This is a genomic window from Cohnella sp. OV330 (assembly GCF_900112065.1).
GTDB lineage: Bacteria > Bacillota > Bacilli > Paenibacillales > Paenibacillaceae > Cohnella.
The window spans coordinates 135,271-147,707 of record NZ_FOKE01000002.1; the positions used below are offsets into that span (position 1 = coordinate 135,271).

Here is a 12,437-nt window from a genome sequence, read left to right on the forward strand (position 1 = left end):
ATGAATTCAAACGAATTCCTCCGGGAGGCCGACAAGGGCGCTATGCGAAAAAAAGAAACACAATGACGGTTAGGCAAGGCTGCAAACGACGATTGCGCCCGGAGACGGATGCGGCCGTCGGCGGACATCGATACGCCTGGATGGACTGCCCCCGTACGAGACGCGGCTTTGCATGCGATGCAAAAAAAGCCGCCCCGTCGGGAGCGGCCAAAACGAGCAGCTTCGAACTGCATGGGGCGGACGAGAGGACGAACGCTTCCCGCGGTTACGGAAAGAGCGACTCGCCTGTATGACACGGCCTATCGGCTCGCGTCGCTACAATCCGATGCAGCTTGCTACGCACATTGGTCCACTTTCCTACGCTGGCATGACCCAGATCAGGTTCAAAGGGACCAAGGCATCGCTGCCTTATCTCAGCCCTTGCGGGCGCCCCCAGTGGAATTCATGTTTCAAATGTACACGGCCGAGGACCGGGTGTCAATCCGTCTATTCTCCCCGTAAGCGCTGAAAAGCGTAGCAAGATGAATCGCTCGCAAAAGCGCTCCCCGCCGACGAATAGCGGTCCTCAGGACCGCTATGGCTCGATCCTGAGCGCCAGTCCAGCGAATAGCGGCATCCAGGACCGCTATTGCACGCAAATATCGCTCCCTGCCACAAATAACGGCACTCAAGACCGCTATTGCTCGAATCCAAATGCCCCCGCCATCGAATAGCGGCATCCAGGACCGCTATTGCTCGCAAATATCGCTCCCTGCCACAAATAACGGCACTCAAGACCGCTATTGCTCGATTCCGAGCGCCCCGGCCAGCCAATAACGGCACTCAGGACCGCTATTGCTCGATTCCGAGCGCCCCGCCCAGCCAATAACGGCACTCAATGCCGCTATTGCTCGCCCGAGCACCCTCGCGTTCAGCGCGATTTCTTGCGCAGCAGCGCGGTCGCGAGCGCGGCCAGCCCCGCCACCAGGCCCGCGATCGCAAGGCCCAGCGTCAGCGGATCCCGATCGCTGTCCAACGCTTCCGTCGAAGCGGATCCGGTTTGCCCGTGCCCGTCGCCGCCGGCCGCAGCCGCGGTTACCGCCGTCACCGATGCCGGCGTATCGGCATCAGGCGCGCCGCTCCAGTCGACGACGGCGCCGTCGGAGTAAGTCTGATGCGCCTTCCACACCAGCTCTTTCGCGTCCTCGGCGACGTGTCCCTGGAACATAAACTGCACGAACTCCGTCTCCGTGATGCCTTGGCCGTCGGACTTCCAGGTGACGGAGACGACTTTGCCGTCCGCGTCTTTCTCGGTCGTGCTCGTCCAGCCGGGATACGGCTCGAAGCGCGACACTTCCACGCCTGCCGGAACGTCCAGCTTGACCTGCGTCGTATTGACGCCCTCGTTTTCGCTCGGGACGCGGATCGTGAACACCTGGTACGCGTTCTGCGCCACCTCCGCCGGCTCGACCCGGACGTGCGCGCTCGCCAAGCCCGTATAGCCGAACGCCAGCGTAGCGGCGAAGAGCAGGGCTCCGATTTTTTTCATTTACGATCAACCTTTCGTTTCTATGGGATATGCCTATTATAGAGGCCGTCCTCCTCGAAGCGCATGACCCCAAAGAGTCATGACCGCAAATGAAAAAACCTCCGCAGCCCGGAGAGGGCGCGGAGGCTCGCTTAACGTCATTTTCCTTCGTCCGCGCCCCACAGCTTCACGCGGTCCTGCACGTACTTGGTGTAGCCCTTCTCCATCTTTTCGACGCCTGCCTTGATAAGGTCGTTCTGATAGGCGTCCCAAATCTTGTCGAAGTCCTCGGGCTTCGCGAGGATCGCCTCCGGGATCCGCTTCCAGGTGATGTCCTTCATCTTGTTCCCGAGTATGGATACTTCGTCTTCGCCCGGAATTTGAATGTTCCATGCGGCGCCGTACGCCTTCACGTTAAACTCGTCTTCCTTCGGGAACAAGTCCTTCCAAGTCTTCGCCTTGTAGGCTGCCAGCGTTTCCTTCTCAACGTCGCTATAACCCTCGGTGATCATTTCCGGGCTGTTTTTCGTATAATAATTGCCGGTCGGGTCTTTCACGCCGTCGCCGTAGTGGACCATGATGTTCCAGTAAAAGCCGAGTCCGGACTCCTTGGTGAACGCGGTGTTGTCGTTGTTGATGCGGTCCTGGACTTCCTTGGGCACGACGCGCTTGCCGTTCTCGACGACGTAATGCTTGCCCTCGACGCCCCAGTTATTGAGAATTTGACCTTCATCCGAAGCGAGGTAATCGAGGAACTTGATGATGCGCACCGGATCCTTGGCTTTGCTGGAGATCGAGATGCCGTACCCGCCCATGAAGCCCGTCGGCCAGAACGACGTCTCCTTGAACTGTTCGCCCATCGTAACGGGATAGTGGCCGTACGTCTGGTCGAATTTGCCCGCGGTCTTCAGCGCCTGCTGACCGTCGTTGTAATCCCAGTCCTGGTCGATGAGTCCGAGCACGCGGCCCGAGGCGACCTTCGCTTTGTACTGATCGTATTTTTGCACGAAGCTTTCCTTGTCGAGCAGTCCTTCCGCGTTCATATGGTTCAGCCAGCGGAAATATTCCTTCTCCTCCGGGCGCCGGAAATGGTAGATCGCTTCGTTCGTCTGCTGATCGACGAAATATTCGCCGTCGTCCGAGCCCCCAGTGACGAAGGCTGCCGGATTCGTAACGGAGATGTACATATGCCAGTCGTCCGCATTCAGGGACAGGCCGATGTTTTTATTGCCGTTTTCGTCCGTCGGATGCTTGGCAAGGTAGTCCTTGATGACCTTCTCGTAATCTTGTACCGTGCGAATGGTCGGGTAACCCGCTTCCTTGACGACGCGGTGCTGGAGCTCGAAGCCGCCGCCCGCGACCGCCTTGACCTCGTCCACCGCGGACCAGGTCGGGATCGAATAGATCGATTGGTCCTCGGTCGTATACTTCGCCCGGCTCATATACGGCCCGAGCACCTTTTTGATATTGGGGGCGTATTTGTCGATCAGCTCGGTCAGGTCGAGCACCGCGCCGGCGTCGACGAGCTTGCCGATGTCGCCTTTGGCCGCGATAATGTCGGGATACTCGCCGCTGGCTGCCATGAGCGCCACTTTTTGCGCCGGGTCGCCGATCGCGTATTCGGCATCGAGCGTGACGCCGGTCTTTTTCGTGATCTCCTTGGAGACGTCGTCCTGCATGTTGTTCCAGTTCGGATTCGGGTCTTCGGAAAAGTAAGTAAAAGTGACGGGCGAAAGATCCTCGCCTTCCTTGGCCGCTTCCGTTGCCTTCGACGATCCGGATGGCGCAGCTCCGGAAGCCGCGCCGCCGTTGCCGCCGTTATCCTTGCTGCAGGCGGACAGAAAGCTCAGCGTCATGGCGCCGGCGAGCAGCAGCGTGTTTACCTTCATTATCTTTTTCATCGCTTGGAACCCTCCGTTTAATGTGATGATGGATCGTATTTGGACAGGATCGAATCCTGCGGATCCCTTCGGTTCGGTGCGGCGTACTGCTGACGGGCGTCAGCTTTTGACGGCGCCGAGCGTCATGCCCTTGACGAAGTACTTTTGCAGAAAGGGATAAACGACGAGGATCGGCACGGTCACGACGATCGTGATCGCCATTTTGACCGATTCGGGAGAGATCTGCCGCATCACCTCGGTCATGTTGCGTCCGCGGAACTGGTCGGCGTTCGTCGTCGTGCTCTGAAGCACCTTCATGAGCTCGAACTGCAGCGTGGTAAGCTTTTCGTTCGAGCCGTTGTACAGATAGGTGTCGAACCAGGCGTTCCATTGTCCTACCGCCAGGAAAAGCGCGATGGTGGCCAGGGCAGGCTTCGTCAATGGCAGGATGACGCGCCAGAAAATGGTCCAGTCGTTCGCGCCGTCGAGCTTCGCGGATTCCTGCAGCGCATAGGGAATGCCGTCGATGAACGAACGGATGATAAAGACGTTGAAGGCGCTCACGAGTCCGGGCAGCACGTAGACCGCGAACGTGTTCATCATGTTGAGGTCGCGGATCAGAATGTAGAACGGGATCAATCCGCCCGACACGTACATGGTGAGCGCCAGGAAAGCGGAGATAAACCGTCTGCCCTGAAAATCCGCCCTGCTGATCGTGAACGCAAGCATGGAAGCGCTGACCAGCCCCAGCAGCGTGCCGACGACCGTCCGCAGCACCGATATTTTGAGCCCGGTGATCAGGCCGCCGAAGGCGAAAATGGTCTCGTAATTTTTGAACGTCGGCACCCGGGGGTAGATCGTCAGTCCGCCCCGTACGCTGTCCGTCGAATCGTTCAGGGAGATGGCCAGCACGTTGAGAAACGGGTAAAGCGTAACGACGGTAACGGTGATCAATATCAGATACACGATGACTTCGAATAGCTGATCCGACCATGGACGGCCGGCAAAACGTCTGATCGCTTGCATGCAGGCCGGCCTCCTTAGAAGATGCTTTCTTTGGTCGTGCGCTTGAATATGCCGTTGGCGATAAGGAGCAGGAACACGCTGATGACGGAATTAAAAATGTTGATGGCGGTGCCGAACGAGAAGCGCCCGAGCCCCAGGCCGTAATTGAGCGCATACAGGTCGAGCACCTGCGAATAGTCGCTCACGAGCGGATTGCCGAGCAGGAACTGCTTTTCGAAGCCGATCCCGACCAGATGTCCGATCGACATAATGAGCAGGACGACGATCGTCGGGCGAATGCCGGGCAGCGTAATGTGCCAGATCTGGCGCAGTCGGCTGGCCCCGTCCACTTTGGCCGCCTCGTACAAGTCGGGACCGATCCCCGCGATGGCCGCCAGGTAGATGATCGTATTCCACCCCATCTCCTTCCACACGTCCGATGCGGTGACGATGTACCAGAACAGCCCGCCCTTGGCCATGAATTGGACCGGCTCGTCGACGATATGGAGCGAGATCAAAATCTCGTTGACCACGCCGCCCTCGGTCGACAGCATCTTCGTGACGATCCCCGCCACCACCACCCAAGAGACGAAGTGAGGGAGATAGGAGACGGTCTGCACGAACCGTTTGACCGGCATCGCCCGCACTTCGTTCAGGACGACCGCGAACACGATCGGTACGACGAAGCCGGCGACGAGTCCCATCGTGCTCATCGCGAGCGTGTTGCGCAGCACCCGGTAGAATTGCTCGTCGGCGAACAGCTCCCTGAAGTACTGAAGGCCGACCCACTTCTGATCCCCGAAGGCGATGCCGGGCTTGAATTTCTGGAAGGCCATCGTCCAGCCCCAGAGCGGCAAGTAGCTGAATACGAAGGCCCACAATACGAACGGCACGGACATCAGATACAGATACCGCTGCTGGAAAAACTTTCTCCAAAAGGTGCCGCCTTTTTTCCGTGACACGCCCTCCATTCGTCTCTCTTGGCTTGCCGTCATTGTCCTCATTCGATTACCTCCTTGCTTGGTTTTATTATAAGAGAACGCTTTCAACGCTCCTACCCGTCAAATCCGCCCCGCTTTCCTGTTAAAATCAGCGATTTCAGAAAACGTTTTCAGAAAGCCGCTAAAAAAGACGGACAAAACAGCTGAATTGGCTGCCTTGTCCGTCCTTCTCTTCTCGATCATGACGATTCGAATCGGCTGCGGTACGCGCCGGGCGACAGGCCTTCGTATTTGCGGAATTTGCCGTGGAAATAATCCGGGTTGGGATAGCCGACCTGCTCCGCCGCCTCGTACACCTTGAGTCCCGTCTGGAGCAGCTGCTTGGCCTTGGCGATCCGGACTTTGTCGAGATAGGTATTGAACGAATCCCCGGTCACGGACTTGAAAAGCTTCCCGAGATAAGCGCTGTTGTAATTAAACGCCTCGGCCAGCTTTTCCAGCTTCAGATTGTCCTTGTAGTGGGCATCGATCAGCTGCGTCATCTTGCGAATCTGACGCTCTCCTCCGCCGTCGTCCGTCAGTCGAATCGCTTCAACGAGAAGGCCGGAGATTTGCGCGAGCATCGTCTGGTATCCGCATGCGCGGTGGATCGCCAGCAGCTTCGACTCAAGCAGCGTCGGGGCGGAGCCGGCGCCCGGCTGACGGGCCGACAGCTTCTCGAGCAGTCGCGTCAGCAGCTGGACGAACCGGGCTTTGAGCGAATCTTCTCCTTCGCCGGCGCAAAGCATGAGATCGCCGATCTCCTCGACGATCGGCGCCACGCGGGCTTCGCCGCCCGTGCAGACCGCCAGGTACAGCCGCTCCGCCTGCCGTAGCAGCAGGTCCGGATCGAGGGGGCCCGCCTCCGGGGACGGCAGCCGCCGCGCCGTCTCGTCGTCGATAAAGTCCGCGCCGTCGTAAAAGAAGCGGCGCTGCGCGCGCAGCTTGGCCGTCGCGAACGATAAAGGAATGCCGGCGGCATCGGGCGCACCTTCGCCTGCCGCCGCGAATATTCGGCAGCCGGCAAGCTCGCCCCAGTCGCGCAGAGACGCCGTCAGCCTGCGGCGGGCGGAATCCCGGAGCACGCTGTCCGCAAGCAGCAGTCCGATCGGGACGCCTGCATCAAAGACGATGCCCGCGCCCGTTTTCTCGTATGCAGCCTTCAGCCGTTCGTATATCTGCCGCCGAGCTAGCGCCGACTCTCCGCCGTCCGCGGCGATCTCGATCAGCACGACACGAAAGCCTGCGCCTTCTCCGCGCCATGAAGCCATCTCCGACGCCCATGTCTCGGCGCGCTCAGGCGCTTTTGACAGCATCGCTTCCAGACGCTCGGAAAGACGCTCTTCTTCCGTTCGCTTCTCCGCTTCGCGTTTCGCTTCTCTTTCGTCGAGCGCCCGTTTGATCGTGCTTAAGTTGTCCGCCAGCTCATCCTCGTCCACGGGCTTCAGCAAATAATTGTCGACGCCGAGCGCGATCGCCTGCCGCGCGTAATTAAAATCGGCATAACCGCTCAGCACGAGCACGCGGACGTCGGCGTCCTCCTTCTTCAGCTCGCGAATCAGCTCCATGCCGTCCATGCCCGGCATTCGAATATCGACGATCAAGAGATCCGGGCGGATTCGCGCGTTCAGGAGCAGCGCTTCCTTGCCGCTCGCTGCCGAACCGGCGATCCGGTACCCGAGCGCTTCCCAGTCGAGCAGCTCCGCGAGCCCCTCCCGGATCGAGGGCTCGTCGTCGACCAGAATAACCTTAAACATTTGTCTGGTCCCCCATTCCCCTTGGGATGACGAATCGCACGCGCGTACCTTCGTCGGGCGCGCTCTCGATCGCGAGACCATGCTCCGCGCCGTAAGACAGCTCGAGGCGAGCGTTGACGTTGCGCAGGCCGATATGGTCGGAGGCTTCCGCGCCCCCGGGGTCTTTCAAGCTTGCCGTCACCTCCGCCAATCGGTCCCCGGACATGCCGGCGCCGTCGTCCCGCACCTCGACGAACAGGCCGTCGGCGCGGCTTTGCAGCGTGACCTCCACGGTTACCGCCTCCTCTTTGTTCTCCATGCCGTGAATGACGGCATTCTCGACGATCGGCTGAATGACGAGCGAAGGGATGCGCTCGGACGAGGCCTCCGGATCGATATTCAGCTTGTACTGCAGCCTGTCTTCGTAACGGAATTTTTGAATGTCCAGGTAACATCCGATCATATCGATCTCCGCGGATACGGGAATGACGCCGCTGCCGGCCTCGAGGTTTTTGCGCATCATCTTGCCGAGCAGCTTCACCGTCCGGGCGATATCGGCTTCCTTCCTCACGACCGCCTTCATGCGGATCGACTCAAGCGTGTTGAACAGAAAGTGAGGATTGATCTGGCTGGCCAGCATCCGGAGCTTGATCTCGTTCTGCCTCGTCTCCAGCTCTCTCTTCTGCCGATTGGATTCGTTCACTTCCCCCATCAGCGCCCGGATGCTGCCTAGCATCGCGTTGAATTGGCGGGACAGCTGCCCGATCTCGTCCTTGCCGTCGATTGCCAGCCTCAGGTCGAGCTTGCCCGTCGCGACCCTGGAGATGTGTTTGCTCAAGCGGAGCAGCCGGTCGCCGATCAGCTTGGACAGGATCAGGATCAGAACGAGGGCGACGACAAGACCCAGACCGATCGCGGCCAGCGCCGACCGAATGATCCGATTGGGCTCGCGTACGATATCGTCGACCGAAAAAACGGACAGAATGCGCAGATTGATCAGCGGATTGTCCGGATAGAGATCCGCGATTTGAATCCGCACGCGCCGATCTCCAAGCTTGGTCATGAACGCGCCGCTTCGCCGGTCGACGATATCGGGACCGATCGCCAGGTCCTGCAGCGTCGTGCCGACCAGCTCGGGATGGTTCGCCGCTACGATATCGCGGTCCGCGACGAGCATCGTATCGAACGATTCCTGGCTCAGGATGCCGTTGAGCATCGCGGAATTCGTGTTGATGACGAGCACGCCGTTCGTGGAATGCTTGTAAAAATCGATGCGCCGGATCAGGCTGAGATAACGCAAGCCGTCCCGCGAGTCGGTGACATAGCTCCAACGAATCAGGCCGTCCGATTTTTTCGCCCATTGGTACCAGTCCGTTTTTTTCGTCTGCTCGTCGGTAGGGATGATCTCCCAATTGTCGAGGAGCGTCGGGTTGTCCACGTACAGCCGCATGCTCGTAATCTCTCGGTACAGGTTCACGTACTCCTTGAAGTCGGGATATTCGCGGTAGGCATCCACGACGCTGTAGGTCGAATCGTAGGCGCCGTTGGCGAGCTGGCCGAGACGCGTATCGTTGGACAGACGGTAAGAGATATCGTAGGAAACGTTGAGCAGGTCCATCGTCCGCTTCTTGACCCGATCCATATTCGTCTCGATCTGCTCCGCCGCTCCGCGCAGCGCCATTTTTCGCAGCTCCACGGTGAGATAGACGCCGACGATCAGCGTGGGCACCAATACGACGGCGATAAAGGAAACGATCAGCTTGTTCCGGATTTTCATGTGATTGGTGAAGTGGCGGAAATAAGTCCGCATGTTCCGCCCCGCTTTCGCGCATCCAACGAAGGTAAGCGCTATCATTTCCGCTAAGCTTGATTGTAGCCAGACTTGCAAGTACCGGTAACCTTAACTAGTATACTATTTTTCATGTCATAATCAGCGTTTTTTCTGAAAAAGCGAAGGAATCTGGGCTATGAAGGCATGAAAAAAGCAGCGGATCGTCACGGTTCAACGATCCCCTGCTCGTACGCATATCGCGTGAGCTGCACCCGATTGCCGAGATGAAGCTTCTGCAAAATGTTTTTCAAATGGTTTTTGACCGTATGCTCCGACACGCCGAGCGCGGCCGCGACATCCCGGTTCGTGAGACCTCGCGCCACCTCCAGGAGAATTTCCTTCTCCCTCGGCGTCAAGTCTTCTCGCGGCGGCTCGCCGATCTCCGGCCCCTCGGTTCGCTTGCCGGGGCCTCGCGCGTCGGCCGCTGTGCCGCCTGCGCCTCCGCGGCCGGCGAATTCTCTAAGGATCGACAGCGCGATATCCGCGCTCAGGGGCGCGTCATCCGAAGCGACGGCGCGCAAATATTCCCGCCAGGCCGAAGGGTTGAGGTTTTTGAGCAGGTAGCCCTGCGCGCCCTTTTTGAGCGCCTCGAACAGGTGGGCGGGCTCGTCGGACACGGTCACGATGACGATCTTGACCGACGGATAGGCTTCCTTGATGAGTTTGGAAGCCGCCAGCCCCCCCATGCCCGGCATGTGAATGTCCATGAGCACGAGGTCCGGCCGGGCATCCGGCATGCGTCCGATCGCTTCCTCGCCGCTGGCGGCTTCCCCGACGACGGTGAAGTCGGGACATCCTTCTACGATCTCCCGCATGCCCTGCCTCGCGTGCCGGTGGTCGTCAACGAGCAGAATCCGCCATCCGCCGTCCATATTTGTCCGCTCCTTTTTTGGTCAACTCGATCACCGTCAGGCCGCCCCCGCAGGTCGCGCCGAACGTCCAACCCATGCGGCCTGCGCGCTCGCGAACCATGCGCAAGCCGAATCTGCCCGGCGCCTCGAGCGGCTCGCCCGCAAAGCCGACGCCGTCGTCGATGACCGCGCAGCGGAAGCCGCCTTCCGCCGTCCGCTCGCCGACGACGTATACGCGGTCCGCGCGAGCGTGCTTGCGCACGTTGACCAGCGCTTCGCGCAGGCAGGCGTGCAGCTCGACTTTTTCTTTGGCGCCCAGCATGTCCTCGGGAATCTCCCAGCGGAACTCCGCCTGCGCCTCGGTCAAGGCCGCCGTCTCGCCGAGCAGCTCGCGCAGCGGCTCGACCCAGGCATGGTCGGCCGCTTCGGGCGGCAGACGCAGCCTCGCGATCGCCTGACGCACGTCCTCGTGCACGTCGCGGACGGTCTCCCGCAGCTCGCCGGCCGTCGCGGCGCGCGCCGCCTCGTTCGGCGACGCATCCAGCTTGTCCAGCTTGACGGCCAGCAGGAACAGCGACTGCGCGATGCCGTCGTGAAGCTCGCCCGCGAGCCGCTCCCGCTCTTCCAGCGCGGCGCTAAGCGAGCGTTCGCGCTGCAGCGCCCGCTGGGACGATTCCAGCCTGGCGAAAAGTCCGCGCACGAGCGTCAGCGTCACGGCCAGCACGATGAAAGGCGCGAGAAAATTGCCGAGGTCCATCGTCATGTAAGGCAGCAAAAACGCATGCCGGACATACTCCCACAAGCCGATCGTCAGCGTCGGGATGAGCAGGATCATCCATTTGATCCGGCGGTCGTTCATCGGCTTCTCTCCCGTCCCCGTTTGCTGCGGCGTCGTCCGCGACACGCCAAGTGCGCGACACGTCAATAAATTTTGAAAGCCGTGGATTTGACGATCTCGGTATCGGTGCTGTCCGTCACCCGGATTTGCGCCTCCCAGCGTCCCCGGAACGCGAGATAGGGGCCCTTCGATTGAAAGGTCGCCTTCGTGAAGTCGGGGAAGTCGTCGAGCTCCGAATCTTCGTAAGCCTGGAGCGGCACGTCGATAAAACCGACGTCCCCGCCGCCGAGCGGACGAAGGCGAAGCGCGACCTTCTTAGGCGCGCCGACGTTGTCGGGCAGCCATATTTTCAGCGTAAACGCGTTGTCTCCCGGCGCTCCGGGCGAGATGCGAAGCGTCACGTGCATGTCCGTCCCCATCTCGTGGTAGGAGATCGGCTGGTTGGCCGGCAGCGGATTCTGGTAAGTCAGCACGCCGACGCTCAGCACGATGGCGCCAAGCAAGCCGAGATCGGCCCGCAGCAGGCCGGCCCGCGGCAGCTCGCCCTTGCGCAGGCGCAAGCGGATGAGGAACGCGGTGACGACGACCAGCAGCGACAGTCCGATCTTGATGAGCAGCCACGTTCCCCAGGACGTCTCGAACAGATAGGAGAGCGTGGGCAAATACTGCAGCGTGCTGAGCGCGCCGGTCAGGGCGAGCAGCAGGAAGGAGAGCAGCGCCCATTTGGAAAAGCGGATCGCGAACCTGCCCGCCTCGGGTCGCTCGCGATGCCAGACGGCGGCGAGAAGCACGAGTCCGCCCGACCAGACGGCCGCGGCGAGCAGATGGACGAAGTCGAGCGCCAGCGTGTAGGCTTCCGGGCTGAATGCCGCGGCATGTCCGTTCCATGCCTCCGCTACGAGCGCGAGCAGCGTCCAGACGAGCCTTGCATATGCGCCCATCCCGCGAAGCAGCAGCGCCGCGAACGCCAGTATGAGCTGGGCCGCGTAGAGGCGGCCGACCGTCGTATCGGTCAAGATACGCCCCCACTCGGAGAACGGCTCGCCCTCGGTCAGATTCGACATCTGCAGCACGACGTAGACGAGCGTCGCAAGCGCGCCGAACTGGGCCGTCCAGCCGATCCACGTCTCCCGGGACAATCGCTCCGCGGCGGACGGCTCGCGCCGCAGCCCCCACAGCAGCAGTCCGGTCAGCACGAGCAGAGAAGCGAAAAACAACACCCGGCTGGCATAGAAAATAAAGCGGGTCGTCGTCAGATCCTGGTCGCCCCCGTGATTGTGGGAGTTATGCCCGAGCTGGGCATGGGGATCGAGTTCGGCCGCGTCCGTCAGCGGCGGGGGATTGCCCACCGTAAAGACGTAAGCCCCTTCGACGGGATGCCCGTCCGCGGAAATAACCGAGTAGCTCACCGTGTAGTGACCTTCGCCCAGCTTGGGCAGCGCAAGTCGAAGCCCCTTCCCCTGGGAAGTACGCTCCGGCTTGCCCGACGCCACGGTCTTGGAGTCGCCGTTCAAGACGGCGAGGCGCGCGGACGAACCGCCGTCGAGCCGCTCGTTGAACGTCAACTCGACGGCGTCGGGGCTCTCCGCGAGCTGCGCGTCCTGTACCGGCGAGGCCGTCTCCAATATCGCGTGCGCGGAGGCCGCAGGCGCGACAAGCGCCGTTAAAGAAGCGATGAGGACGAGCCATAACGCCAGCATCCCCGTCCGTCGGGCCGCCCGCGCGAACGTTCTACGCGAATCGCCGTTGCCCGTCCCCGCCATTTCAATGGTTCTCATATCGCCGCATGACCGCCTTCCGTCGCTCCGT

9 protein-coding genes and 1 riboswitch are annotated in these 12,437 nt (G+C 60.7%); all 9 genes read right to left on the bottom strand.

What is annotated here, in order from left to right; all coding sequences use genetic code 11:
• Positions 1 to 337 precede the first annotated feature (337 nt).
• A riboswitch (TPP riboswitch) is annotated at positions 338 to 444 on the bottom strand.
• Between the two features lie 466 nt (positions 445 to 910).
• The gene (locus BM235_RS04435; RefSeq protein ID WP_090109840.1) at positions 911 to 1,528 is read right to left on the bottom strand and encodes a YcnI family copper-binding membrane protein; all 618 of its coding nucleotides are present in this window, start codon (positions 1,526 to 1,528) and stop codon (positions 911 to 913) included.
• A 137-nt stretch (positions 1,529 to 1,665) separates the two neighbouring features.
• Positions 1,666 to 3,363, bottom strand: coding sequence for an ABC transporter substrate-binding protein (locus BM235_RS04440; RefSeq protein WP_369803480.1), 1,698 nt, complete (start codon positions 3,361 to 3,363; stop codon positions 1,666 to 1,668).
• A gap of 144 nt (positions 3,364 to 3,507) precedes the next feature.
• Positions 3,508 to 4,413: a carbohydrate ABC transporter permease gene (locus tag BM235_RS04445; RefSeq protein ID WP_090109844.1), complete on the bottom strand. Its 906-nt coding sequence runs from the start codon at positions 4,411 to 4,413 to the stop codon at positions 3,508 to 3,510.
• A 14-nt stretch (positions 4,414 to 4,427) separates the two neighbouring features.
• The gene (locus BM235_RS04450; protein ID WP_090109846.1) at positions 4,428 to 5,396 is read right to left on the bottom strand and encodes an ABC transporter permease; all 969 of its coding nucleotides are present in this window, start codon (positions 5,394 to 5,396) and stop codon (positions 4,428 to 4,430) included.
• Positions 5,397 to 5,572: 176 nt separating this feature from the next.
• Positions 5,573 to 7,129, bottom strand: a complete 1,557-nt coding sequence (locus BM235_RS04455; RefSeq protein WP_158544103.1) for a response regulator transcription factor — start codon at positions 7,127 to 7,129, stop codon at positions 5,573 to 5,575.
• Positions 7,122 to 8,918 carry a histidine kinase gene (locus tag BM235_RS04460; RefSeq protein ID WP_090109851.1) on the bottom strand — a complete coding sequence of 599 codons (1,797 nt, stop codon included), beginning with the start codon at positions 8,916 to 8,918 and terminating at the stop codon, positions 7,122 to 7,124. Before BM235_RS04460 ends, BM235_RS04455 begins: the two co-directional genes overlap by 8 nt.
• A 185-nt stretch (positions 8,919 to 9,103) precedes the next feature.
• Positions 9,104 to 9,811, bottom strand: coding sequence for a response regulator (locus tag BM235_RS04465; RefSeq protein ID WP_090109853.1), 708 nt, complete (start codon positions 9,809 to 9,811; stop codon positions 9,104 to 9,106).
• Positions 9,780 to 10,649 carry a sensor histidine kinase gene (locus BM235_RS04470; RefSeq protein WP_090109855.1) on the bottom strand — a complete coding sequence of 290 codons (870 nt, stop codon included), beginning with the start codon at positions 10,647 to 10,649 and terminating at the stop codon, positions 9,780 to 9,782. Before BM235_RS04470 ends, BM235_RS04465 begins: the two co-directional genes overlap by 32 nt.
• A gap of 62 nt (positions 10,650 to 10,711) precedes the next feature.
• Complete coding sequence (locus BM235_RS04475) at positions 10,712 to 12,406, bottom strand: copper resistance CopC/CopD family protein (RefSeq protein ID WP_090109857.1); 1,695 nt, start codon at positions 12,404 to 12,406, stop codon at positions 10,712 to 10,714.
• Between the last annotated feature and the right edge of the window lie 31 nt (positions 12,407 to 12,437).